The sequence below is a fragment of the Streptomyces sp. NPDC001153 genome (genome assembly GCF_053598315.1).
In genome coordinates, this window is sequence record NZ_JBSFJZ010000036.1 from 86340 (window position 1) to 110045 (window position 23706).

Here is a 23706-nt window from a genome sequence, read left to right on the forward strand (position 1 = left end):
CTCAACGACGCTGGGTTGTGCCGACGTCGCCGCAGTCCCGTAGCTCAGGTATTGGCCGGCATCAGTTCCGCCTGAAAGTCGAAAGAGGTCTCGAGTACATGCACACTCGCCGAATCGGTGACACCGAGGTCAGCGCGATCGGCCTGGGCGGCATGCCCATGTCGATCGAGGGTCGCCCGGAGGAGGCACGCTCCCTCGCCACTGTGCACGCCGCGCTCGACGCCGGTGTGACGCTGATCGACACCGCCGACGCCTATCACCGGGACGCCGGTGAAGTCGGTCACAACGAAACCCTGATCGCCAAGGCTCTCGCCCGCCACGCGCTGGGTGCGCAGATCCTCGTCGCCACGAAGGGCGGCCACCTGCGCCCCGGAGACGGCAGCTGGACGCTGGACGGCTCCCCCAAGCACATCAAGGAGGCCTGTGAAGCCTCCCTGCGCCGCCTTGGCGTGGAGGCCATCGGGCTCTACCAGTTCCACCGTCCCGACCCCAGGATTCCCTACGCGGAGTCGGTCGGTGCGGTGCGGGAGCTCCTCGACGAGGGCAAGATCCGCATGGCCGGTATCTCCAACGCCAACCCGGAGCAGATCCGGCAGGCCAACGAGATCCTCGGCGGCCGCCTGGTCTCCGTCCAGAACCAGTTCTCGCCTGCCTTCCGCTCCAGCGAGCCGGAGCTTCGGCTGTGTGAGGAGCTCGGCATCGCGTTCCTGCCGTGGAGTCCTCTGGGCGGCATCTCCCGTGCGCGCGAACTCGGTTCGGCTTACGCACCGTTCGCGCGGGTTGCCGAGGCTCACCGGGTCAGCCCACAGCAGGTCTGTCTGGCCTGGATGCTCGCCAAGTCGCCGACCGTCGTTCCGATCCCCGGCGCGAGCCGACCGGAGACCATCCGCGACTCGGCAGCGTCTGCGGACCTGCAGCTGACGGACGAGGAAATCGCCGAGCTGGACAGCGTGTGACACGGTGCAGCTTGCGCTTCACGCCGGCTCGGCCACCGAGTCCGCGTCGCACGAGGGCTCCAAGGAATGCGCACATACCCGTCGGGTCACGACGCGGAGTGGGCCATGGCGGCCCGCGGGGCCACTGCCTCGGCCGCATGGTCGTTGCCGCGCACGATCTCGTCGACACCACGGCGCCCCTGGCGCAAGCGGAACTGATCGCCGAGTTCCACGGGGCGGCGGAGCCGACAGCGGCGATCACCTCACGTCGGCACCCAGATGGACTCCCCGGCCCCATGTATGAAGGAGCGGACACGTGAGCGCGGCACCCGTACGTTTCGGCATCGTGGGCAGTGGCTGGCGCGCTGCGTTCCTCGCACGGCTGGCGCGGGCGCTGCCGGAACGGCTGACAGTGGCCGGCGTGGTAACGCGCTCGGCCGCACGGGCCGCGCAGGTTGAGGCCGCGTGGGGGGTACCCGCCTTCGGCACGGTCGGCGAACTGTGCAGCATCGGGCCGGAGTTCGTGGTCGCGTCGGTGCCGTGGGACGTCACGCCCGAGGTCGTAAGAGAACTCGTCGAGCGCGAGGTACCGGTCCTCGCCGAAACGCCGCCGGCACCCGACGTTGTCGGGCTGCGGGAGTTGTGGGGCGCCGTCGGGGGCGCGACACGCGTCGGCGGCGTTGCACTCGTCCAAGTTGCTGAGCAGTACCCGCTCATGCCGGGCCACGCCGCTCGTATCGCGCTCGTGAGGCAGGGCCTGATCGGCGAGGTCACGTCGGTCCAGGTGTCCTCGACACACATGTACCACGCGATCTCGCTGATCCGGCACACGTTGGACGTCGGTTCCAGGCCCGCGACGGTGACGGCCCGGGCCTTCACCGCCCCGCTCGCCGACCCGCTGTCCCCCCGCGGCTGGTCGGACGACCTGATGCCCAAGGACGCCGTCACCACCCTCGCTTTCCTCGACTTCGGCGCAGCCCGCACGGGCCTGTACGACTTCACGGACAACCAGTGGTGCAATCCGCTGCGAGCCCGCCGCGTCGTGGTGCGCGGCTCACTCGGCGAGATCGTGGACGACACCGTGGTGCGGATGGCCGATCCACGTAGCCCCGTGGAGTCCCCTCTGATGCGGCGCCGCACCGGCACGGATCTCAATCTGGAAGGCGCCGAGGTGCACCACATCTCCTTCGACGGACGGGTGATGTGGCGCAACGACTATCTGGGCGCGAGCCTGTCCGAGGACGATCTCGCGGTAGTGGATCTGCTGTGCCGCACGGGCGCATGGGTGCGGGACGCCGGCCCGGAACCGTATCCGCTGGCCGAGGGCTGCCAGGACCATCTGCTGGCGATGGCGGTCGAGGAGTCGGCTCGGACGGGGGCGCCGGTGACGACAGCGGTGGAAGCATGGGCGGCCCGCTGACACCGCCGGCCCGCTGGGCGCTGCAGGGCCCGCCCCGGCCCTCGCCGCGACACTCCCTCGACGGCCTAGACACACACCACCGGACTCACCCGCCTCCGCCCGCAGTACGCATGCGCGCCACCCCCGGCTCAACCTGCTCCTCAACGGGCCGCCATCCCCCCCGATGTCACAAGTCCCATCGCTGCCGCCACTGCGCGGCTGCGTGTTCAGACATACCTCCTCGCGCCCCGTCACCCGCAAAGACGGCGTGACAGACGTCACCGACATGTGCTGATCAATCTTGGAATGCGACGCCTCCTCCCGCTGCTGCCCTCAGGGGGCTTGCATCGTTCTGGGGTTGCGCAGGGCTGGTCACGGGGCCGGAGAGGACCCCAGGCACACCTTCCTCCATCCGTCCCCGGACCGCTGTCTCGAAAGGTTCCCCTACGCCATGCCACTGGCTCTGCTGGCCCTTGCTGTCGTCGCGTTCGGCGTCGGCACGACCGAGTTCGCCACGATGGGGCTGCTGCCCCAGATCGCTGACGGGATCGGCGTGTCCGTGCCGCACGCCGGCAACCTCGTCTCGGCTTACGCGCTCGGCGTCGTCGTCGGCGCCCCCGTGCTGACGGGCATCGGGGCGCGCGTATCCCACAAGCGGCTGCTGCTGCTCCTGTCCGGGCTGTTCGTGGTCGGCAACACCGCGTCCGCGCTCGCTCCCGACTTCGGCCTGCTCTTTGCCGCGCGCTTCCTGGCAGGTTTGCCGCACGGAGCACTGTTCGGCGTAGGCGCCGTCGTCGCCTCCCGGCTGGTCGCCCCCGAACGGGCGGCACGTGCCGTCTCGAGGATGTTCCTCGGACTCACCATTGCCAACATCGTCGGTGTACCGGCCGGCACGGCCCTCGGCCAGCAGCTGGGCTGGCGGTCCGCCTACTACGCGGTCGCCGTCATCGGTCTCGTCGCCCTTGCCTCGCTGGCCTTCTTCATTCCTCACCAGCCACGGGGCCAGCAGTCCGGCATCCGGCACGAGCTGCGGGCGATGGGCAACAAGCAGGTGGCGATCGGCCTGGCCACGGCCGTTGTCGGGTTCGGTGGCTTCTTCGCCGTCTACAGCTACCTCGTGCCCATGCTGACGCACCTGACGGGCATCTCCGACTCCTCGACCACCCTGGTCCTCGCGCTCTACGGCGTCGGCATGACCCTCGGCACTCTGGTTGCGGGCCCACTCACGGACCGCGCTCTGCGGCCGACGCTGTACGCGGGTCTTGCTCTGCTCGCCGCAGCGCTGGTGACGTTCTACTTCACCGTCCACAGCACCGTGCCCGCGCTGGCGACGATCACCTTCATCGGCGCGCTGGGTTCCCTCATCACCACGCCCGTCCAGATGCTGCTCATGGCCAAGGCGCAGAACGCTCCGACGATGGCGGCGGCCTCCAACCACTCCGCCTTCAATCTTGCCAACGCGGGCGGCGCCTGGCTTGGCAGCCTGGTCATCTCGGCGGGCTGGGGCTGGGCCTCGCCCAACCTGATCGGCGCGGCTCTCGCGATGGCCGGTCTCGGCCTCGCCTTCACGGGCGGCCTCATGGACCGGGGCAGTCGTCGCTCCGAGGTGGTCGCTTCGTCCGACGCGGAGGCCGGACAAGTCACGGCAGCCCAACGCATGGGCGCACCTACTCCCTCCCCCCGGCCTCCGGCAGCCCTCGGGGATCGGGGGTAGGCGCCCGGGCCCCGGTGGCCTGCTGGGGCCGGCCCTACCTGAAGTGCTCGTGGATGTCTTGGCCGAACAGCCGCACCGGCAGAGCCCGGTGCGCGAGCGGCCGGCCGCGCCGGCGGTCGTTTGGACGCCTGCACGGATCCACCTTCTGACTGTCGTCACCCAACAAGGGCGTCGATCCGGCCCGGAGAAACTCCCCCGTACCACTCGTCTCCACCGGTCGCAGCGGGCGTCGGGATCATAGGGCGAGGAGAGCCCGGCGTCTGCCCGGCGGGAGGTCTTTGCCCTCCCCCCAGAGCACATCCTCGCCGTCGCGGTGGTACCGCTCCACCCAGGCCCGGCGCAGGACCTGGACAGCGGGGACTTCCCGTAACCACGCTGGAACCTGAGGTGCCCAGACGGCCTCCAGGATGGTGAAGCCGTCCCGGACGACCTGCTCGGCGGCCCACTCCTGGCGGATGTTGTCGCCCTTGGGGAAGGGGTAGGAGCCGTTCCGGGTGCCGTAGCGTCTGGCACTGCCCGTGCTGGGATCCGTCGGGGTCGGACAGGCCGACCGCCACCCACGCCTGGGGAGTCTCGGCGAACGGGTAGTAGAAGGCGACGGACGGTGCATCGCCGGAGCCCTTCTTGCATAACGTCAGTCGGAACGTTGTGCGCAGCGCCCCCTCCATCGCGGTGAGCGCCACCTCACCGTTGCCCATGGCCATGTGCGACTCGCCCGTGGAGAACAGCGCGCCTTCCGAGAACACCGGAACGTCAGCGCGGCCGCCTCGGTGCCGGGAACGACGACGGTCTGCTCGTCCGGGCGGTGAAGACGTTTGAGAGGGCATGGGGCAAGGCCGGGTAGTTAACGGATTTGCGCTGGTGGCAAGCCAGTTGACGTGGCTTGGGCATCAGACGGGAACGTGAGCAACGGAGCCCCGTTGAAGCAGGTAGTCCGCTGGCAGGGGCGCAATACGGCTTCCGCCTCACGGAAGGCTGGTGGAAAGTGCCTGGTCGTCCGGCGCATTCGTAGCAGGAGTGCCGCGTCGGCTTTTTGTCAGCCGAGCTTGCGTTGCAGCTGCAGGACGTACAGCAGGAGGAGCGAAGGCGCGATCAGGGCGGCCGCGACGCAGGAGACTCCGAGCAGTACCCACAAGCTGGCCGACGGAGCTGCCGCATGCTGGATGGTCAGGTGGGTGCCCAGAAGGTAGGGGTACTGGGCGACTCCCCATCCCGCGACGACGGTGGCGATCGCGAGGGCGGCCAGGGTGCGTACGACGGGAGGGCGGCCTTTGCGTAACAGGAGAAGCGCGGCGAGACCGCACAGGCCCGAGGCGGCCAGGAGCGGCGCGCCCAACGTGCTCAACTGGTGGAACAGGTGCGGGGAGTCCGAGTGCAGGACGAACACGCCTGCAAGGACCACCAGTCCCGCGACTACGCCCGCCCCGAAGGCCCGGCGGCGGAACGCCTTCTCCAGGGGGGTGTCCGCTCGACGCCGGGCCTGCCCCGTGAGGAACACGGCGGCGAGGTAGGCACAGACGGTGACCGCAAGGACCCCGCCGAGAAGGGAGGTCGGATTGAGCCAGCTGGACAGCGCGTCACCGTGCCCCGTCGAGGGCACGCGGCCGGAGGCGATCCCGCCGGCGATGGTGCCGAAGAAGAACGGGGTGGATACCGACGAGCAGGCGAAGGCGACACCGCTGATCCGCTCCCCCTGCCTTTCGGCCAGCGCATGGCGGAAGGCGAAGCCCGCTCCCCTCGTGACGATACCCAGCGCCGCCAGTCCCAGGGGGAGGTACAGGGTTGTGGTGATGGCGGTGAAGACTTGTGGAAAGCCCGTCCAGATCGTGACGAGACAGAAGATCAGCCACGTGTGGTTGGCCTCCCACACCGGGCTGAGGGAAAGGTTGATCAGCTCGCGGATGCGGTGTCCTCGCGTAGTGCCCCCGGCTGTCAGATCCCAGAAGCCGGCCCCGTAGTCCGCCCCGCCGAAGAGGGCGTAGGCGATGACTCCGACGAACAGGACTGCCGCGATCACCGTGCTCATGCCGGGGTGAACGTGGAGCACGACGAGTGGATCGCCTTTCCCCGCCGCTATCTCCCCGAGGGAAGCATGGACACGATCTACAAAGATCAGATCGACCTCGCTACACCACCACAGGGGACATGACCGCCATCCACACCAGACGAGTCTGTCCGAATACGTTTAGTGGTCGTAGGCGGTCAGTGAGCGGCTTACCGCCTGGGCGGTCTGGAAGTTGTTCCAGACCGCGGCGGCGAGTGCCAGGACGCGCTGGGCCACGCGTACGGTGACGCCTTCGACGGTGCGCGCCCCGTGTTGTTCCAGGTCGAGCTGGCCTTTCGGCGCGGCACCCTCCGGCCCGGACGATCCGCTGGCCACCGCGGGGCAGCGCCTGCTCGACGCGTTCACGGCGGTCCTGAGCGGCTACGAGACCGCAGAGTCCGACTGGAACCACGCCCTGCGCATGCTCCGCAGCCTCTGCCACGACTTCGCCACGTTGCAGGCGGCAGGCGGCTTCCAGTGGAGCGCCGACATCGACGAGAGCTTCGAGTGGCTGATCACCTTCGCTGACCGTGGCCGAATGCTGTGGCCGTCGACCGCTTCGACATCAGCGGCGCCCTGGTCGGCCTCGTCGGCATGGCCGTGATCATGTGCGCTACAGGGCACTGACCAGCGGACGCGGGAGCATTCCGCAACGTGCGCGATGGTCAGGATGACGCGCGAACCAGTGCCGATGTGTCCGCGAGTCCTCAAGTCCGAAGGTAGGAGGCGCCATTGAGATCGAGTACCGTTCCGGACGACCAGGCGGCTTCCGGTGAGGCCAGGTAGAGCACCGCGGCCGCGACCTCCTCGGACGTCCCAACCCGTCCGAACGGGCTCTGGCCGCGCAAGGTCTCGCCACCTCGGCCCGCCATCTTCGGGGCCTGCCGTTCGGTCGCGATGAAGCCTGGCGCCACAGACGTCACCGCGATGCCGTGGGGTGCCAGCGCGATGGCCATCGACTGCCCGAAGGCGTGCAGTGCAGCCTTGCTCGCACCGTACGCGGGAAAGTCGGGTTCGCCCCGGAAAGCACCGCGCGAACCGATGTTGACGATGCTGCCTGTACCGGCGCGGCCGATGAGGTGCCGGGCGACGCAGTAGGTCACATTCGCCGCGCCGAGCAGATTGACGTCGACCATGCGGTGCCAGACAAGCTGCCAGTCCTCATAGGACACGTCGGCCACGGAGTGCCGGGTGCTGTCGGACGGTGCGGCGGCGGCGTTGTTGACCAGCACGTCGACCCCGCCCAGCCTCTCCACGGCACCGTCGACGATCTCCCGCGCCGCTTGCGGATCGCCAAGATCGCCCGCGAGTAGGGCGTGACCGGAACCGGGCAGTCGCCGCAGCGTTTCCTCGGCGTCCGCGCGGTTGGTCGCGTAGTGCATTCCCACGCGGTCCCCGCGCTCAGCGAACGCAAGGGCCACCGCCCGGCCGATCCCGCGCGACGCCCCTGTGACCAGCACCCGCCTCATCGCGTGAAGACCTGGGACTCGTCGCGGAACGCCTTGAACTCCAACGCGTTGCCGGCCGGATCGTGGAGGAACATCGTCCACTGCTCCGCCGGCTCGCCGGAAAATCGGAGGTAAGGCTCGATGACGAACTCGGTACCCGCCGCACGGAGTCGCTCGGCGAGCGCATGGAAGTCCTCGGTCGACAGCAACAGCCCGAAGTGTGGGACGGGCACCGCATGCCCATCGACCTCACTGTTCCCAGCGGGCACAGAGCCACCGGGGACCACATGAGTCACCACCTGGTGGCCATGCAGGTTCCAGTCGATCCAGTGGCCAGTGGACCGTCCTACGCTCAGCCCGAGGACATCTCCGTAGAACTGGCGTGCAACGTCAAGGTCATCGACCGGTATGGCCAGATGGAAGGCGGGGCGCACAGGCATGTGAACACTCCTTCGGCTCGGTGCGCTCCGACCTCGCAACAGCCGAATGTCGAATCACCGGCAACAAGGGGCCCGGGGGGCTTCGCGGTGGTCGGACTGAGATCCCGAAGATTCAGGGGTGGGTCAGCACCAGGGCAGGGGCGACAGGAGGATGCCTGGCCCCTCGGCTTCACGAAGCGGGCCAGGTCTCCGGGAGATGGTGACCGCCGTCCGCCACCAGGACCGTGCCGGTGACGAAGGAAGCCGATTCATGCGCCAAGAACAGCACGCACGCCGCGATCTCCTCCGCCGTGCCGCTGCGTCCAAACGGCCCCGCCGCGGCGGCCGCGGCCTCGAACTCCAGCTGTGAACCGGTCGCCACATAACCGGGAGCCACGATGTTCACCGTCACGCCATCCCTGACGACCTCGAGGGCGAGCGCCTGGGACAGCCCCACCAGGCCGGCCTTCGCCGCTGTGTAGGTGGCCTGACCTGGCATCGCCGTGACCGTTCCCGTGGTGGAGCCGACCGAGACGATCCGGCCGTATCCAGCCGCCCTCATGGCGGGCACCACGGCACGGCACATCAAGAAGGCCGTCGTCAGATTGCGGGCCAGGGCCGCGTTCCAGTCCGCCAGTGACAGGGCGGCGACATCCCCGTCAGCGTCCCAGCCCGAGGTCACCGAGGTCATGCCCGCATTGTTCACCAGCACATCGACCCGACCCCATCGCTCGAATGCGGCGTGCAGCATGGCATCCGCGCTTCCTTCGACTGTCAGGTCGGCGACCACACCCACAGCAGCCTCGCCCAATTCCGCGGCACGCTCGTGGATCCGCTCGGAGGTCGCGCACAACACGACCCGGCCGCCCTCCGCGACAAGTCCCCGCGCCACCGCGGCACCGATCCCGTCCGGAGCTCCTGCGCCCGTGACGATTGCCACCCGGTCCTGAAAACGAGTCATGCGATCCAGCCACGTGTGTGATTCGGATGTGCGGAGGGAGCGGACCGTCCGTCGAAAGGGGCCGCCGTTGTGGAGTGCTGCTTCCCCAGCTGCCTCATTCGGCTGTGAGGAGGCAGGGGGCGTGCTGTTGTGACGCTTCACGGAGACCGGCTTGGAGGCCCGAAAGGTCGCGGCTGCCGATCACCGCAATGGCGTCGACGCCTCAGGGGCGGCGCTGTGGCACATTGTCGTGGACCCGCTTGGGGTCGGTGACCGCAACCGGCTCCAGGACCTCCTCGATGCGGGCCGTGAGGTCGGCCTCCAGCACGACACCGGACGCCTTGGCGTTCTCCTCGACCTGCTCCGGACGCGAGGCACCGATGATGGCGGCCGAGACGTTGGAGTTCTGCAGCACCCAGGCCACGGCCAGTTGCGCGAGCGACAGACCGGCCTCGGCGGCCAGCGGCTTGAGCCGCTGAACGGCCTCCAGCACCTCGTCGCGCATCCACCGCGCGATCATGTCGGCCCCGCCCTTGTCATCGGTGGCCCGCGAGCCCTGCGGGGGACGGCGACCGGGCTCATACTTGCCCGTCAGCACACCCTGCGCGATCGGAGAAAACACCACCTGACCCATGCCCAGTTCCTCGCAGGTGGGCACGACCTCCCCCTCGATCACTCGCCACAAGGCGTTGTACTGGGGCTGATTGGACACCAGAGGGATGTGCAGTTCCCGCGCCAGCGCGTGAGCACGCCGGATCTGCTCCGCGGGCCACTCGGAAACACCGATGTAGTGGGCCTTGCCGGAGTGGACGATGTCGGCGAACGCCTCCATCGTCTCCTCCAGCGGCGTGGCCACGTCGTACCGGTGCGCCTGGTACAGGTCCACGTAGTCGGTCCGCAGGCGTCGCAGCGACCCTTCGATCGACTCCATGATGTGCTTGCGCGAGAGCCCCCGATCGTTGCGACCCGGTCCGGTCGGCCAATACACCTTGGTGAGGATCTCCAGTCCCTCGCGGCGCTCGCCCTTCAGCGCATCGCCCAGCACCGACTCGGCACGCGTTGCCGCATAGACATCGGCCGTGTCAAAGGTGGTGATGCCGAGGTCCAGCGCCGCGCGCACGCACGCGATCGCCGCGTCCGCCTCCACCTGCGAGCCATGGGTCAGCCAGTTCCCGTAGGCGATCTCGCTGATGACCAGACCACTGCGGCCAAGATGACGGTATTCCATAGGGGCAGTCCTTTGTTGTCATGCGCGAGGCAGTCGACACGGCCCGGTGCAGGCGCACCACGGTCTGCCGCAGGCTCGGCACCCAGGCGGTTACCGGAGCGACGCTTGGCAGGGACTTTCATCAGATCATTTCGTGGGCCCCGGCAACAGCACTTGCCTACTGCTGCTGAACGTACCCCGGACAGGGTTACCCAGCCGCCGGTCGGCCTCGTGCCCCGGCGACCCGGGTGTCTTGGCCAGAGGTGGGCCGAGACACCCCGGATGGCGACCTGGATCCACTGTCTTCCGGCGAGGCGGTGGGCGAGGCCCTGGCACCGCACGCACATGGTGGCGGTGAGTGACATGTCCCGGCGCGGGAGAACGCGGCAGTCGTGTTTCCCTGCCCCTCCGCGACTCCGTCAGCCCTTGACTGCCATTTCCCCGAGCAGGGACCAGTCATCCTGCTCCAGGGCCGCGTTAACGATTCTCGGCGTCTCGACCAGGTGGGGTGGCAGGGTCTGCTGTGCCGACTTGAAGTGGTCGGACTGGACATGCGCGGTACCGGCCTCACCGTCCCGGAACGCCTCGACGAGCACATACTCGGTCGGATCGTCGAGGCTGCGCGACCAGTCGAACCACAGACAGCCGGGCTCACTGCGAGTGGCCTCCGTGAACTCACGGGAGATCTCGGGCCACCTCTCCGCGTACTCCGGCTTGATCCGGAACTTGGCCGTGATGAAGATCATTTCCCGCTCCCTTCGCATGTGATCTTCACCCATCGTAGGACGACGGGCGACCACCGCGCGGTAGCGTGAGGAGCCTGGCCCCATCGAGATCCTCCTCTCCGTCAACCAGATCGCCATGGCATGAGCCGGGCCGTGAGCTCCCAGGCCCAGCTCCAAGGCCGCTACCTCGACGGGCGGCCACCCTACGGCTACCGGATCGCCGACGCAGGCCCCCACCCCAACCCGTCCAAGGCCGCCACCGGCCAGCGCATCCACAAGCTCGAGCCCGACCCAGCCGCCGCACCCGTCGTGCAGCGGATCTTCCGCATGTACGTGGACGGCATGAGCTACAGCGCCATCGCCACCCAGCTCACCCGGGAACGCATCCCCTGCCCCTCCGCCCACGACGCGACCCGCAATCCCCACCGCAAGAAGACCGCATGGCAGCAAGGCGCCGTACGCGCCATCCTCCTCAACCCCCGCTACACCGGCCACGAGGTCTGGAACAAGCAACGCAAGGAAGAACGCCTCCTCGACATCGACGATGTCACCCTCGGCCACCGCACCCACATGACCCACAACCCGCCTGATGAGTGGATCCACTCCAACGAACCCGCCCACGAAGCGATCACCAGCCCCACTCTCTTCGATGCCGCCCGCACCGTGCGCACACAGCGCGCCCGCAACCAAGGGCGGCAGGAGCGCGCCGGCAAGCGGGGCGCGCGCCCCTACGCTCTACGCGGCCGGGCCCGGTGCAGCCTGCGCGGGCGCAAGATGCAGCCCTCCACCATCCGCAACCACGTCTACTACCGCTGCGAGTTCAAAGAGGAAGAAGCCGCCCGCTACCCCGATCTCACCCACCCACGCACCGTCTACCTGCGCGAAGACATCGTCTGCCAGGCACTGGATGAGTGGATCGCCCGGGCCTTCGCCCCGGACCGGCTCTCCGCCACCATCGAAGCCCTCACCCACGCCAGCGCCGCAGCAAGCACCGCAGAGCCCCAGACCCCCGAACAGGCCCAAGCACGCCAGGCGATCAAGGAATGCGAGCGGCGCCTCGCCCGCTACCAGGCCGCCCTCGATGCCGGAGCCGACCCCGCCGTCGTCACCCAGTGGATCAACGACGCCCAGCGAGACAAGGACGCGGCACAGAGGAAGCTCGACGCACACCCCGCCGTCCCTCGAAAGAAGCAATCCCCGCTCGACACGCGGCAGATCCAGCAGATCACTGAGAGTCTTGAAGATATCGCACAACGCATCCAGACCGCCGCCGTCGAGAAGAAAGGTCCACTCTACGACGCCCTGGGCATCACCATCAGCTACGAACACGCAACGAGGGCCGCGACCGTAAGGTCGAGGCCCTCGTCACCGTATCGTCAATCGTTGTATCCGAGGACCGACGCAGGCAAGGGACACGTAGAGATGCGCTCACGGGGCGTTGTGGTTGGGCAGCCCATGTCAATCCCTCGCGAGGGTGGCCGCGATCGCGTCATCTCCGCAGCTGGCCTGACCTGCATGAGGCCAATGCGGAAGCGGCCGCCACTCGGCCAAACCACCTCATTGAGCCAATAACTCTGATCACCCTTCAAATCACCTCTAATAGTGAATCGTTCCGCTTGGAGAGCATGCACACGAACCACACCCGACTGGAGAGGGACTGCCAGCATGTCCGACTGGAAGCGCATCGACGGGTCATTAGCGCGGATCGCCGTGGGATCCAGGACCAACGTCTGGGGCGTCAACGCCGCCGGCGCGATCTACCGCTACACCAACAACGACGCCAACCCCTGGATCAACATCCCCGGGAACCTGTCCGACATCGGCGCGGGCGCTGACGGCACCGTCTGGGGCTGCAACGCAGCCCATGAGGTCTACCGCTACACCGGCGACCAGGACAGCAACAACTGGAAGAAGATCAACGGCTCGCTGGTGCGGATCACGGTGGGCTCCAGGACCAACGTCTGGGGCGTCGACCCCGCCGGTGCGGTCTACCGCTACAGCAACAGCGACGCCAACCCCGCCAACCCGTGGATCAACATCCCCGGGAACCTGTCCGACATCGGCGCGGGCGCCGACGGCACCGTCTGGGGCTGCAACGCAGCCAATCAGGTCTACCGCTACACCGGCGACCGGGACGCCAACAACTGGAAGGGCCTCAACGGCTCACTCAAAGCGATCGACGTCGGCTCCCGCACCGCCGTCTGGGGCTGCGACCCCGCCGACGCGATTTACCACTACAGCTACAGCGACACCACCCCAGCCAACCCCTGGCTCAACATCCCCGGCTCGCTGTCCGACATCGGCGTAGGCGCCGACGGCACCGTCTGGGGCGTCAACGCCGCCGGCGCGATCTACCGCTACACCGGCGACCTGCCCGGCTGATCCCGTCCCCTGAGGCGAACCCTGGTGCGCCACACAAGGCCCGCCTGTGGCAACGACCTCTGAAACGCCGAAGGGCCAGTCTCGAGGGAAACCCTCCCGAGCTGGCCCTTCTCTGTGCCCCGGCAGGATTTGAACCTGTGGCCTCATCCTTATCAGGTCCGGTCACGGTGCGCCCCGGCATAGGTCGACCGCCCACTATTCCTCAGGAACGCATGCGCTGGGGGTCTGACCGCACGTGATCCGTTTCGCCTTCGCCGTACGCTGTTCCACCGAGGACCTCCGAGACCCGGAGGCCTCCAGAAACTGGCAGCTCTGCGGGTGCCGATAAATCATCCGTGCAGGTCGCGGCCTTGAGTGCTGATCTCCGACTGTGCTCAGCGCTCGCGCCGACGTCTTCATCTGCGCAGAGCACCCGGGGCATCATGATCTGTCGTGCTGCTGCGCCTGGCCTATCTTGGTGCGACCAACACCATTGCGTTCCTGCGCGTGCTGCCGATGAGCAGCACGGAGAAGGACATCGAGATACTGGCGCTGAGGCACCAACTGCTGGTCCTGCAGCGCCAGGTCGGCAAGCCCAGGTTCGAGGACACCGACCGCGCTGTCCTCGCCGGCCTGCTCCACCACCTCCTCGTGGAGAAGTTGCGGCAGCTCCTTCTGTTGGTACGCCCAGACACGATCCTGCACTGGCACCGTAACCTGCTCAAGCACCGCCATGCCGCGACCTGCGTCCCGAAGCGACACGGACGCCCACCTACCGTTCTATCGATCCGCGCCCTGGTCCTGCACCTCGCCCGCGGCAACAGCTCGTGGGGGTATCGCCGGATCCACGGTGAACTCGCAGCCCTGGGCATCAAGGTCGCCGCCTCCGCCGTGTGGGAAATCCTCAAGGAGCACGGCATCCCACCCGCCCCCGCATGGCAGAGCACGACCTGGGCCGACTTCCTACGCAGCCAAGCCGATGCACTGCTCGCCTGCGATCTGGTGACCGTTGCGGAGCTGGGCGAGGGCGAGCAAAGCCTGATGCCCGAGCGGGTGGCGCCGAGCGCGTGTGGAGCGGCGAGGAGGCTTGGTCGCCACCGAGCCGCGCACCCAGCGTGCGGAACGGCGAAGGCGGCTCCTTGGAATGCGGCGACGGAGAATGCGTGACTATGCTGGATTTAGCTTCATCGGGGGCTTGAACCAGGGTGTCGACTCCACTGGCCGCCCCACAGCCCGAGCGCACCGCGACGCTCTTCAGCGTCCTGCGCTCGTCACCATGCGCTTCTCGCACTTCCCAGGGAGTATTCCCATGGCTGCTCAGACCGCCTCAATCGTTCTTGAGCCCGAGGCACAGGAGCTCGCCGACGCGACCTCGCACCATCCGTTCCTGTACGAGCTGGATCCGACCGCAGCCCGCAAGGTCCTCGACGACCTCCAGGCCGCACCGGTCGACAAGCTGCCGGTCGACGAGGAGTGGGTCACCGTACCGGCCACCGTGGGCGACGTACGGGTACGCATCGTCAAACCGCAGGGCGCCACCGGAACGCTGCCCGTCGTGTTGTACATGCACGGCGGTGGCTGGGTACTGGGCAACGCCGGCACCCACGACCGCCTGGTGCGCGAGTTGGCGGTTGGCGCACGTGCGGCGGTGGCCTTCGTCGAGTACACGCCGTCACCTGAGGCCCACTACCCCGTGGCCATCGAGCAGGGCTACGCCACCGCGCAGTGGATCATCCGCGAGGGAGCGTCCAAGGGACTGGACGCACAGCGCATGGCAGTGGCCGGGGAATCGGTCGGCGGGAACATGACCGCTGCACTCGCCCTCATGGCCAAGGAACGCGGCGACGTCAAGTTCGTACAGCAGTCCATGTACTACCCGGTCACGGACGCAGCCATGAACACTGGTTCCTACGACCAGTTCGCCACCGGCTACTACCTGAGCCGCAAGCTGATGGAGTGGTTCTGGGACGCCTACACGACCGACCCGAACCAGCGCGCGGAGATCACCGCGTCTCCCAACCACGCCACCACCGAGCAGCTCACCGGCCTGCCGCCCGCCCTGCTGATCGTCGACGAGGCCGACGTGCTGCGCGACGAAGGTGAGGCGTACGCCGCCAAGCTCCGAGCAGCCGGCGTGCCGGTGACCACCGTGCGCTACGACGGCACGGTCCACGACTTCATGTTGCTCAACTCCCTCAGCCAGTCCAAAGCCGCCCGCGGAGCCATCGACCAGGCCACTCTGTTCCTGCGCAACGCCCTCGGAACCGGCCAAGCCTAAGGTCTGCGACCACGGAAGCTTTACTCCTGAACTGCATGGTGGAATACGGCCGCGGCGACCGCGCCCGCCAGATGCAATACGTATCCATTCGGTATACCGACCGGCTCACCGGCATCGGCGCCGCCGCATCAGTCGGCTCGGTGGCGGACTCGTATGACAACGCCATGGCCGAGGCACTGAACGGTACTTTCAAGGCCGAACTGATAGAGATGCAGGGCCCCTGGACCGGCTTCGACCAGGGCGAGCGGGCGATCTTCCAGTGGGTCACGTGGTACAACGAAGAACGCCTCCACTCCGCGCTCGACTACGTCCCGCCCGCCGAGTACGAACGTGACTTCTGGCGAAGCCAGGAGTGCACTTCGCAGTCCGCCTGAAACAAGATCACCGGACTCTACGGAACTCGGGGCAGCTCATCCTGCCTCCCTGTCCGGGCATGTCCACGGTAAGGCCGGGCACGACGGCTGTGAGGAGGCGCCCATGATGACAGCGTCGCACCAGACGGTCGGGCACACCCATGATCCCGCTGCAGCCCAGGCTCTCGTAGCGGACTGGGCCCGCAGCTGGACTCCCTGCTCCTCCCCTGCTGGCATGTCGCCCGCCAGTGGTACGCGGTTTGCGTTCTACGGCCGGGTGTCGACCGAGGATCATCAGGACCCGGACACGTCACGGGCCTGGAAGTGTTGCGCGCCCAGGCTTTGGTGTCCGGACACGGACGGATCGTCGCGGAGTTCTTCGACACCGGGCGCAGCCGCACCATCCCCTGGGCCCGCCGACCTGAGGCGGCGGCCCTACTCGCCGCGATGGCCGACCCCGACCGGGACTTCGACGCAATCGTCATCGGTTCCAGTGAACGCGCCTTCTACGGCAACCAGTTCGCGACCATGGCCCCGCTTTTCGACCACTACGACATCGAGGTGTGGGTGCCGGAACTGGGCGGGGCCGTGGATCCGCAGACCGCAGGGCAGGAAGAGCTGATGATCCTGCTTGGCATACTGTCCAAACGGGAGATCGCCCGCGCCCGGATCCGCGCCCGCGCCGCGATGACCGTGCAGACCCGCGATCAAGGCCGATATCTCAGCGGCCGACCACCCTACGGCTACCGTCTGGTCGATGCAGGCCCGCACCCCAACCGGGCCCTCGCGCTTCGTGGCGTGCGCCTGCAGCGTCTGGACACCGACCCCGAGTGCGAGCCGATCGTGTCCTGGATCTTTGCCCAGCGCCTGGACGGACACAGCGTCGCGCGCATCACCCGCGCCCTGAACGACGCCGGTGTCCCCTGTCCGGCAGTCGCCGACCCCGCCCGGAACCCGCACCGGGAAGGGCAGCGCTGGGTGCTGAACACGGTCCGGGCGATCCTCGCCAATCCCCGCTACACCGGCCGGCAGGTCTGGAACCGCCAGCGCACCGACCACGACCTCCTCGACCCCGCCAACACCACCCTCGGCCACCGCGACGTCATGCGCTGGAACACCCCCACCGACTGGATCATCTCCGCCCGGCCCGCACACCCAGCACTGGTCAGCGAGGCCGACTTCATCACCGTCCAGAACCTCCGCCCCCACCGGGAAACCGTCCCTGGACTGCCTACCTACTGGCAGGGCTGCTCTGCTGCGGTGTCTGCGGCCGGCGCATGGAGTCCCACTGGACTCACCACCGTCCTGGCTACCGGTGCCGCCACGGCCACACCAGCGCTACCCGGCCCGACCCCGGTCGCACTCCCAACGCCTACCTGCGCGAAGACCAGGTACTGCCGCACCTGCCGGCCCTGCATCTCCGCCTCACCAGCGGCCTGGATCCTCCGGGGTCAGCACCCGTGAGCCGTGACCCGGCGCCACCGACACCGGCCCAGACAATCGCCCACCTGCGCAGCGAGGAGATCACCCTGACCTACGACCCCGCGACCAGAACCCTGACCGCGGACAAGCCCCAGGCAGAAAGGATCACCATCACCTGACCGATGCCCACCGAACCGCCGACGAAGGGGAGAAGGCAGGCCGGAGACCCCGCAACGACGAACACCCGCCCCGGCCGAGAGCCGGAAGCGGGTGCCGATCTCCCCTACTTAAGAACAGGGCGCCGTGGGGTAACTCTGTGTCCGAGGGGGAGTTGACCGCTGACGATACGGTTGCGGTGGCGCAGGGGAGGCTCTGCCTCCAATGAGGTGTGCCGGGAGACAGGGTGATCCGTAGGATGGCGTGACGTGGCACCTGGCTGCCGGGCGAGGGTGTCTGCTCACGTACTCGGCCGACGGCGTGCCGGGGTGGGGGCACACTCGGTGTCGGATGGGCTGGACGCGTACGCCGGCTGCCTGGGCGCTCGATCGGGCTTCGGTCATCGTCTCGCCGATCAGCGAGGGTGCCGCGACCCGGGAACGAGCAGGGGCGTGGGATCCAAAGATGACGTAGGTGCACACGGCGGCCGCCAGCAGCACCATCGCCCGGAGTGCCCGGCGGATGCGCCGTCGGCGCACGGGGCGCTCTTTCCGGGGATCCCGGGGCGGCGGTAGCCAAGTGCCCAACAGTCGCAGGTGACACCGACAGCGGCGAGGTGACCGCCGTGGCACGGCCTGCCAGTACCTTGCCGATGGCATCGCGTATCTCTTCGTCACTCTGGTACCGGTCCGCACGATCCCTTGGCCAGCGCGCGCAGCACCAGAGTGTGGTACGCGGCAAGGCAGTTGCGGGGCCAAACAGCGAGTCAGGCCCGCGGCGTGGCTGGGCGGCGACGCCAGGGTCCCGTGCGGAATCGCGTCGACAAGGAGCACGAGCTGGGTGAAGCCGTGCCGGTTGCCTCCGGTCAGCAGGGCGGCGAGCGGGGTACCGTACACATCGGTGATCAAGCCTTTCGGTCCGGCATCTGCTTGCGACCCGGGTGGCGAGAGCGGCGCTCGCGGTTGGCTTGCTGCGACACCCGGGAAGGGAAGTGGGGTACCCGGCAGGCCTTCGCCATCAGCTTCGAGGTCCGCCATGCCCACCGACTTGTCCCGGCGACCTCGATCCGGCCAACACCTCCGCCGCCACACTCGTCGGCATGGGCTGCCGCGTCTGCGTACGACTCGTCCCCTTGACCGACAAGGAGTGGGCAGCACTCCGGCCCGCCCCTCCGAGAAGGTCAGGACCTTCCATGTCTTAGGCCGGACACCATCGTCCGGCGCCATCCGACCTCGTGTTGGGCTTCCTCGACCGCTATCTGCACATGCGCAGCCGCGTACTGTGGAGGGTCGACAAGCTCTCCCCCTAGCGGCTGCAAGCAGCCGCCTGTACACGTGGCGTGCTACGTCACTTCGCTCGCGGCTCGGCAGCGGCCGGCCGCTCAGCCTGCGAGAGCGCACCGACCCATGGCCATCCGTACACTGCGCACCGGCCCGTCCAACACAGCAAACGCCCCCCAACGCCTCCGCGAGGTGTCCGCCGAGCAGCGAGCCGAGCCGCACCAGCCTTATGGTGACGTCCGCAGGCATGGTCCTGTCCTCCGTGGCAGTGGCCGTTTCACCACTCGCACGACTGGGACGGGCGCGTCGAAAACGAAGTCGAAGGGCAACGGTTCGATCTCTGTGCGCGCCAGGGGCTGACACCGGAGTCCCGGTACGCGGTAACGTGCGCGCCCGGTCCGATCATCGTACTGTCCGGGGACTGTTATGCCTGATCCTTCCACGCCGCCGGACGACCGGCAGGTGTCACCCATGACCGCCCGTGTGACGGCCGAGTCGCGAGGCAGGTTCTTGAGGCGGCGTCAGGTGCTGTGGTCCGTGCTGCCGCCGGGCGTGGTCGCCGTGACCGGTGCGGTGGCCACCGCGCGGGTCGGCGATGGCCACCTGGACCGGGCGGACCAGGGCGCGGTGTTGGCCGGCCTAATCCTCATCGGTGCCATGGCGTCCGGGATCGCGGGCGTACGGGCTGCAGCGGAGGCACGAGCAGTCACCAAGCACTGGGCGGAGTTGTCCCGCGCGGCCGACCGGAACCGTGCCGAACTGGCCGAGCTGACCCGTACCACAGCCGAGGGCAGGGCCGAACTGGAGTTGCTGTGCCGCCGGTTGCGGGCTGGGGAGCGGGCCCTGCGGCGCCGACCGGAACTGCCGCCGCAGACCGGCCCGGACGAACTCTCCCGCCTTGGATTCGAGATCGCTGCGGCCCGGCACGAGGCGGAGGCAGCCCTGCTGGAGACCGCCGCCGGTGCGGTCGGTGCGGAGCACAACTCCCGGCTGGAGCAGTTCGAGGTGTTCGCCAACCTGGCGCGCCGCCTGGAGTCCCTGGTGCACCGCGAGATCGGCCTGCTGGACAACCTGGAGAACGAGGTCGAGGACCCCGAACTGCTCAAGGGGCTGTTCCGGGTGGATCACCTGTCCACCCGGATCCGCCGCTACGCCGAGAACCTGGCCGTGCTCGGCGGCGCGAACACCCACCGCCAGTGGGCCCGCCCCGTCGGCCTGACCGACGTGCTGCGTTCCGCCGTCGCAGAGATCGACCAGTACGCCCGGGTCAAGCTGGTCCCCCCCATCGATGGAACGGTCAGCGGCCACGCTGTGGTCGACGTCGTCCATCTGCTGGCCGAGCTGCTGGAGAACGCCACGGTCTTCTCACCGCCCCAGACCACGGTGCACGTGCGGGTGGAGCCCGTCGCCGCGGGGGTGGCGATCGAGGTCGAGGACCGGGGCTTGGGCATGTCCCCGGCCGAGCGCAACCAGATGAACACCGTTCTGAGTGCACCCGACAAGGTCGCCCTCGGCGAGCTGCTGCAGGACGGCCGGATCGGCTTGTACGTGGTCTCCGCCCTGGCTCAGCGGCACGACATCGCCGTGCAGTTGCTGAGCAACGTCTACGGCGGCACGCAGGCCGTCATGGTGCTGCCCAAGGCACTGCTCGGCCCGCAGCCCGCAGCTCCCACGCCAGTCCTCCACACCGTCCCGGCCCCTGACGCGGGGCCGCAGGACCCGGTGGAACCCGAGACGGCGGACTCCCGTGCGACAGCGGTGGGCGTCGTTGCGGATCCGCTCGTGTCCGAGTCCGGAACCCAGCCCGCCCCGGTGCCCTCCGACGGCGACGACCGTCCGCGGCTGCCTCAGCGGCGCCGCCAGGACCACGGCGCCGAACGGCCGCACCCGGTCCCCAGCGCCCGTGCCGCCGAGGACATCCCACACGACCCGGGCCTGATGGCCGCGTTCCAGACCGGACTGCGCAGAGCCGAGGAAGCGGAGACGCACTGACAGCCGAGCCGCCCTGAAGGCCCGGGGCCCCGTCCAGCAAGCCGTTTCCTTCCGTCGAAGAGGAGTACACGATCGTGGCGAGCGAAGACCTTTCCTGGCTGTTGACAGGTCTGGTGAACCGGGTGCCACACACCCGAAGTGCCTTGTTGCTGTCCTCGGACGGGCTGGTGAAGGCAGCGGAGGGACTCGACGCGGACGCCGCGGACCAGCTGGCCGCCCTTGCCAGTGGGCTGTACTCGTTGGCGCGCAGCGCGGGCCGGCACTTCGACGACGGCGGTGACGTGCGACAGATCGTGACGGAACTCAGCACCTCGCTGCTGTTCGTCTCGGCCGCCGGGCACGGCGCGGTGCTGGCGGTGCTGGCCGGACGCGAGGCGGATGCAGCGGTGCTGGGCTACGAGATGGGGATGCTGGTGAAGAGCGTGCGCCCGCACCTGGCCACACCGCCCCGGCACCCGGTGGGGTAACCGATGACGCCGGTCCTCCCAGACGGACCGCTGATCGACGAAGCGGTCGGGCGGCTGGTCCGTCCCTACACCGTGAGCGACGGCCGGACCAGGGCCACGTCCCACTTCACGCTCGTGACCGTGGTGCAGGCCACTGGCGCCCAGACGCAGGGCGCCTTCGGACTGGATCATGCGCAGGTGCTGGCGCTGTGCGAGCGGCCTGTGAGCGTCGCCGAGGTCGCGGCCCGGATGCAGGTGCCCGCCGCCGTGGTCAAGGTGCTGCTGTCCGATCTGGCCGAGGGAGGCGCGGTGGTCGCAGGTGATGCGCCCTCGCCTCCCCCGGGCCACTCCGCACGACCTGATCGAGACCTCCTGGAAGCGGTACGCGATGGCCTCCTCAAACGACTGTGATCCGCTGCCCGCCAGAGTCCTGCCGGTGGGAATCAAGGTGCTCATCGCCGGCGGGTTCGGAGTGGGAAAGACGACCTTCGTCAACGCGCTCAGCGAGATCGAGCCGCTGAGCACCGAGGAAATACTGACCGCCGTCAGCGCGGCCACGGACCGGCTGGACGGAGTGGAGAACAAGGCCACCACCACGGTGGCCCTGGACTTCGGCCGGATCACGCTCAGTCCGTCCCACGTCCTGTACTTGTTCGGCACGCCAGGACAGGAACGCTTCTGGTTCATGTGGGACGAACTCTCCGAGGGAGCGCTCGGGGCGGTGGTCCTCGCCGACACCCGCAGGCTGGAGCACTCCTTCGCAGCGGTGGACTTCTTCGAGCGGCGTGGCATCCCCTTCGTCGTTGCCGTCAACGAGTTCGACGGCGCCCACCGCTACCGCGCGGAGGAGGTGCGGACCGCTCTCGACCTCAGGCAGGAGGTGCCGGTCGTGCTGTGCGACGCGCGCGTCCAGAGCGCGGGCATCCGCGTACTGCTCGAACTGATTCAGCATCTGCTCACGACAAGGAGTTCCCATGGCAGCGACACCGACCAACTCCTCCGGGCCTGAGTCCGGGATCGCCCTGCGCCACCTGCTCCTTCCCCCGGAGGACCCACAGGTGCGTACCAGAACCGAGCGGCTGCGCGAGCTGGGCATCGAAGCCCGTCCGGATACGGAACTCGACGCCTTCGCACGGAAGCTGGCACACCGTACCGGTGGCTGCTACGCCGGGGTCAACTTCTTCCTCGACGCCGACCGCCAGTACTTCGCAGGGTTGTACAGCGTCGCACAGGACACCACGGTCCACGTGGGACCGCCGTTGCTGAAGGACCCGGTGCCCGGCCGCGTCATGCCCCGCGACATCGACATGGGCATCTGCCCGCACGTGGTCAAGCGCCGCCGGGCGCTGGTGCTGGAGGACATCCGGGACTTCCCGCGGTTCGCCGGTAACCCCGTGGTCGACGCGATCGGCGTCCACTCCTACCTGGGCGCACCACTGATAGACAGCACCGGCGTGGTGCTCGGCACGATCTGCGTAGTCGACCAGGACCCGCACCCATGGGGGCATACGGGGCTGGAAACGATCAAGGCCATGGCAGCGGAACTGGTCGAACGAATCGAGGAGTCGGCGCGCCGTCGGAACTGACCGGCGCTGCCGAACCCGCACGCGGCCGCCCCCGGAAGGTGCCCGGCGCGGCCGTCCAGCACCCGCCCATGCCGAAAATCTCGGCCAAGGGATCCCAGCGGTCGGGCGTTCGCGATGCCCTGATGCTCGCGGTGTGCAGGGGCCCGCTCCCCTGCTGCGGGCGGCTGCCGTCGCTCGCCCTTCGGACCAGCGTCCGTCCCGTGCCGGCCTCGGCAAGACGACCAGTTGGTGCTTTGGAACCCGAGGTTGATGCCCGCGTCGGCCGGATCGGGCCAGCGGGTCGTCACCACCTTCCCTGGGAGGGCCGCCCGGCCGCCTTTGCCGTTGAACTTGAATATGCCCGGGCACAAGAGCGCTCAGGGCCGGCCCTTCGAAGGCTCTGGTCAGCGGACGAAGGAGAACTCCGGGTATTTCTTGTCGGGGCCGTCGAACAGGGTGCTGTGCCGGTGGCGCAGTTCCTGGTCGAAGAAGGCGGCGAGGTAGACGCGCTGGATCTCGATCGCGCGGTTGGGGTCGATCGTGCCGTACACCTGCTGGAGCTGGGCCGGCGTGAGTCTGAGCAGGATCGCCTCCTGCGGCGCCATCGCCTCGTCGTCAACGAACGACACGTGCGCCGCGCCGTGGAGCTGGATGTCGACCCGGTCTCCCTTCAGATGCGACCACAGCGTGCGCCACGACCCGTCGTTGTCACGGTTGTGGGTGGCGGAGCTGAACAGCATGAAGGGGCGGTCCAGGTTCTTGCTCGGTGCCGGGCCGAAGAACTGGCCATCCAGATTGGCGCCGGCGGCGATGCGGTGGTCGAGCTGCATGGAGGTGTCGACCGCCGCGCCGCCCAGCGAAGCGCCGAACATCCCGATGCGGGACATGTCCACGGCGTGCGACAGCCCGGTGGGGAGCCTGGCGTGATCGACGTCCGGGTTGGAGCCCTTGCTGATCGCGCCGAGCTGGTTGATGACGAAGCGGATGTCGGCCGCACGCACGTTGAGCGTGTCGGAGGAGTG

General features: G+C 68.4%; 20 protein-coding genes and 5 pseudogenes. 17 read left to right on the forward strand and 8 right to left on the reverse strand.

Features of this window, described 5'->3' with window-relative positions; all coding sequences use genetic code 11:
- Window positions 1-98: 98 nt before the first annotated feature.
- The 3 genes from ACWDEN_RS33940 (at window position 99) to ACWDEN_RS33950 (ending at window position 4048) form a co-directional block, all read left to right on the forward strand.
- Complete coding sequence (locus tag ACWDEN_RS33940) at window positions 99-956, forward strand: aldo/keto reductase (protein ID WP_351929442.1); 858 nt, start codon at window positions 99-101, stop codon at window positions 954-956.
- Window positions 957-1251: 295 nt separating this feature from the next.
- Window positions 1252-2355 carry a Gfo/Idh/MocA family oxidoreductase gene (locus tag ACWDEN_RS33945; protein WP_450861699.1) on the forward strand — a complete coding sequence of 368 codons (1104 nt, stop codon included), beginning with the start codon at window positions 1252-1254 and terminating at the stop codon, window positions 2353-2355.
- Between the two features lie 430 nt (window positions 2356-2785).
- Window positions 2786-4048 (forward strand): MFS transporter, encoded by a 1263-nt coding sequence (locus tag ACWDEN_RS33950; RefSeq protein WP_450861701.1) that lies wholly within the window; start codon window positions 2786-2788, stop codon window positions 4046-4048.
- Between the two features lie 1036 nt (window positions 4049-5084).
- Here ACWDEN_RS33950 and ACWDEN_RS33955 read toward each other — a convergent pair.
- Both ACWDEN_RS33955 and ACWDEN_RS33960 read right to left on the reverse strand, forming a co-directional pair.
- Window positions 5085-6074 (reverse strand): cytochrome d ubiquinol oxidase subunit II, encoded by a 990-nt coding sequence (locus ACWDEN_RS33955; RefSeq protein ID WP_450861703.1) that lies wholly within the window; start codon window positions 6072-6074, stop codon window positions 5085-5087.
- 159 nt (window positions 6075-6233) lie between these two features.
- Window positions 6234-6389 (reverse strand): annotated as a pseudogene (locus ACWDEN_RS33960) (IS982 family transposase); the annotation flags it as partial.
- Between the two features lies 1 nt (window position 6390).
- On the opposite strand from ACWDEN_RS33960, the pseudogene ACWDEN_RS33965 reads away from it, so the two are divergent.
- Window positions 6391-6696, forward strand: a pseudogene (locus ACWDEN_RS33965) (TetR-like C-terminal domain-containing protein); the annotation flags it as partial.
- A 103-nt stretch (window positions 6697-6799) separates the two neighbouring features.
- Here the strand turns inward: ACWDEN_RS33965 and ACWDEN_RS33970 are convergent.
- The 5 genes from ACWDEN_RS33970 to ACWDEN_RS33990 all read right to left on the reverse strand — a co-directional run bounded on the left by ACWDEN_RS33970 (window position 6800) and on the right by ACWDEN_RS33990 (window position 10852).
- Window positions 6800-7561: an SDR family NAD(P)-dependent oxidoreductase gene (locus ACWDEN_RS33970; protein WP_450861705.1), complete on the reverse strand. Its 762-nt coding sequence runs from the start codon at window positions 7559-7561 to the stop codon at window positions 6800-6802.
- On the reverse strand, window positions 7558-7980 hold the full coding sequence (locus ACWDEN_RS33975; RefSeq protein ID WP_450861707.1) for a VOC family protein: 423 nt from the start codon (window positions 7978-7980) through the stop codon (window positions 7558-7560). The genes ACWDEN_RS33970 and ACWDEN_RS33975 overlap by 4 nt, the downstream gene beginning before the upstream one ends.
- A 169-nt stretch (window positions 7981-8149) precedes the next feature.
- Complete coding sequence (locus ACWDEN_RS33980; RefSeq protein ID WP_450861729.1) at window positions 8150-8920, reverse strand: SDR family NAD(P)-dependent oxidoreductase; 771 nt, start codon at window positions 8918-8920, stop codon at window positions 8150-8152.
- A gap of 202 nt (window positions 8921-9122) precedes the next feature.
- Window positions 9123-10127, reverse strand: a complete 1005-nt coding sequence (locus ACWDEN_RS33985; protein ID WP_450861709.1) for an aldo/keto reductase family protein — start codon at window positions 10125-10127, stop codon at window positions 9123-9125.
- Between the two features lie 398 nt (window positions 10128-10525).
- Complete coding sequence (locus ACWDEN_RS33990) at window positions 10526-10852, reverse strand: putative quinol monooxygenase (RefSeq protein ID WP_450861710.1); 327 nt, start codon at window positions 10850-10852, stop codon at window positions 10526-10528.
- A gap of 132 nt (window positions 10853-10984) precedes the next feature.
- Here ACWDEN_RS33990 and ACWDEN_RS33995 point away from each other — a divergent pair, with 132 nt between their 5' ends.
- From ACWDEN_RS33995 to ACWDEN_RS34055, 13 genes and pseudogenes are all read left to right on the forward strand, one after another.
- The gene (locus ACWDEN_RS33995) at window positions 10985-12403 is read left to right on the forward strand and encodes a recombinase family protein (protein ID WP_450861712.1); all 1419 of its coding nucleotides are present in this window, start codon (window positions 10985-10987) and stop codon (window positions 12401-12403) included.
- Between the two features lie 93 nt (window positions 12404-12496).
- The gene (locus tag ACWDEN_RS34000) at window positions 12497-13213 is read left to right on the forward strand and encodes a tectonin domain-containing protein (RefSeq protein ID WP_450861714.1); all 717 of its coding nucleotides are present in this window, start codon (window positions 12497-12499) and stop codon (window positions 13211-13213) included.
- 432 nt (window positions 13214-13645) lie between these two features.
- Window positions 13646-14212 (forward strand): annotated as a pseudogene (locus tag ACWDEN_RS34005) (integrase); the annotation flags it as partial.
- Between the two features lie 289 nt (window positions 14213-14501).
- On the forward strand, window positions 14502-15470 hold the full coding sequence (locus tag ACWDEN_RS34010) for an alpha/beta hydrolase (RefSeq protein WP_228626701.1): 969 nt from the start codon (window positions 14502-14504) through the stop codon (window positions 15468-15470).
- 35 nt (window positions 15471-15505) lie between these two features.
- Window positions 15506-15844, forward strand: coding sequence for a transposase (locus ACWDEN_RS34015; protein WP_450861716.1), 339 nt, complete (start codon window positions 15506-15508; stop codon window positions 15842-15844).
- Between the two features lie 666 nt (window positions 15845-16510).
- Window positions 16511-16966 (forward strand): annotated as a pseudogene (locus ACWDEN_RS34020) (recombinase family protein); the annotation flags it as partial.
- A gap of 134 nt (window positions 16967-17100) precedes the next feature.
- Window positions 17101-17157 (forward strand): annotated as a pseudogene (locus tag ACWDEN_RS34025) (hypothetical protein); the annotation flags it as partial.
- Between the two features lie 126 nt (window positions 17158-17283).
- Window positions 17284-17424 carry a hypothetical protein gene (locus ACWDEN_RS34030; RefSeq protein ID WP_450861733.1) on the forward strand — a complete coding sequence of 47 codons (141 nt, stop codon included), beginning with the start codon at window positions 17284-17286 and terminating at the stop codon, window positions 17422-17424.
- A gap of 1728 nt (window positions 17425-19152) precedes the next feature.
- Window positions 19153-20673 carry a sensor histidine kinase gene (locus tag ACWDEN_RS34035; RefSeq protein WP_450861718.1) on the forward strand — a complete coding sequence of 507 codons (1521 nt, stop codon included), beginning with the start codon at window positions 19153-19155 and terminating at the stop codon, window positions 20671-20673.
- Between the two features lie 74 nt (window positions 20674-20747).
- On the forward strand, window positions 20748-21140 hold the full coding sequence (locus ACWDEN_RS34040; RefSeq protein WP_450861720.1) for a roadblock/LC7 domain-containing protein: 393 nt from the start codon (window positions 20748-20750) through the stop codon (window positions 21138-21140).
- Between the two features lie 3 nt (window positions 21141-21143).
- Window positions 21144-21530 (forward strand): DUF742 domain-containing protein, encoded by a 387-nt coding sequence (locus ACWDEN_RS34045; protein ID WP_351622991.1) that lies wholly within the window; start codon window positions 21144-21146, stop codon window positions 21528-21530.
- Window positions 21508-22128, forward strand: a complete 621-nt coding sequence (locus ACWDEN_RS34050; RefSeq protein WP_351622994.1) for a GTP-binding protein — start codon at window positions 21508-21510, stop codon at window positions 22126-22128. The genes ACWDEN_RS34045 and ACWDEN_RS34050 overlap by 23 nt, the downstream gene beginning before the upstream one ends.
- On the forward strand, window positions 22094-22705 hold the full coding sequence (locus tag ACWDEN_RS34055) for a GAF domain-containing protein (protein ID WP_351622997.1): 612 nt from the start codon (window positions 22094-22096) through the stop codon (window positions 22703-22705). The genes ACWDEN_RS34050 and ACWDEN_RS34055 overlap by 35 nt, the downstream gene beginning before the upstream one ends.
- Before the next feature lie 383 nt (window positions 22706-23088).
- On the opposite strand, the gene ACWDEN_RS34060 is transcribed toward ACWDEN_RS34055, so the two are convergent.
- Window positions 23089-23706 (reverse strand): alpha/beta hydrolase (locus tag ACWDEN_RS34060; RefSeq protein WP_450861723.1); only part of this gene is annotated, 618 nt, incomplete at its 5' end.

Coding starts and splice junctions, on each gene's coding strand:
- ACWDEN_RS33940 (WP_351929442.1), top strand. CDS start 99: ATGCACACTCGCCGAATCGGTGACACCGAGGTCAGCGCGATCGGCCTG.
- ACWDEN_RS33950 (WP_450861701.1), top strand. CDS start 2,786: ATGCCACTGGCTCTGCTGGCCCTTGCTGTCGTCGCGTTCGGCGTCGGC.
- ACWDEN_RS33955 (WP_450861703.1), bottom strand. CDS start 6,074: ATGAGCACGGTGATCGCGGCAGTCCTGTTCGTCGGAGTCATCGCCTAC.
- ACWDEN_RS33970 (WP_450861705.1), bottom strand. CDS start 7,561: ATGAGGCGGGTGCTGGTCACAGGGGCGTCGCGCGGGATCGGCCGGGCG.
- ACWDEN_RS33975 (WP_450861707.1), bottom strand. CDS start 7,980: ATGCCTGTGCGCCCCGCCTTCCATCTGGCCATACCGGTCGATGACCTT.
- ACWDEN_RS33980 (WP_450861729.1), bottom strand. CDS start 8,920: ATGACTCGTTTTCAGGACCGGGTGGCAATCGTCACGGGCGCAGGAGCT.
- ACWDEN_RS33985 (WP_450861709.1), bottom strand. CDS start 10,127: ATGGAATACCGTCATCTTGGCCGCAGTGGTCTGGTCATCAGCGAGATC.
- ACWDEN_RS33990 (WP_450861710.1), bottom strand. CDS start 10,852: ATGATCTTCATCACGGCCAAGTTCCGGATCAAGCCGGAGTACGCGGAG.
- ACWDEN_RS34000 (WP_450861714.1), top strand. CDS start 12,497: ATGTCCGACTGGAAGCGCATCGACGGGTCATTAGCGCGGATCGCCGTG.
- ACWDEN_RS34010 (WP_228626701.1), top strand. CDS start 14,502: ATGGCTGCTCAGACCGCCTCAATCGTTCTTGAGCCCGAGGCACAGGAG.
- ACWDEN_RS34015 (WP_450861716.1), top strand. CDS start 15,506: ATGGTGGAATACGGCCGCGGCGACCGCGCCCGCCAGATGCAATACGTA.
- ACWDEN_RS34035 (WP_450861718.1), top strand. CDS start 19,153: ATGACCGCCCGTGTGACGGCCGAGTCGCGAGGCAGGTTCTTGAGGCGG.
- ACWDEN_RS34045 (WP_351622991.1), top strand. CDS start 21,144: ATGACGCCGGTCCTCCCAGACGGACCGCTGATCGACGAAGCGGTCGGG.
- ACWDEN_RS34050 (WP_351622994.1), top strand. CDS start 21,508: ATGGCCTCCTCAAACGACTGTGATCCGCTGCCCGCCAGAGTCCTGCCG.
- ACWDEN_RS34055 (WP_351622997.1), top strand. CDS start 22,094: ATGGCAGCGACACCGACCAACTCCTCCGGGCCTGAGTCCGGGATCGCC.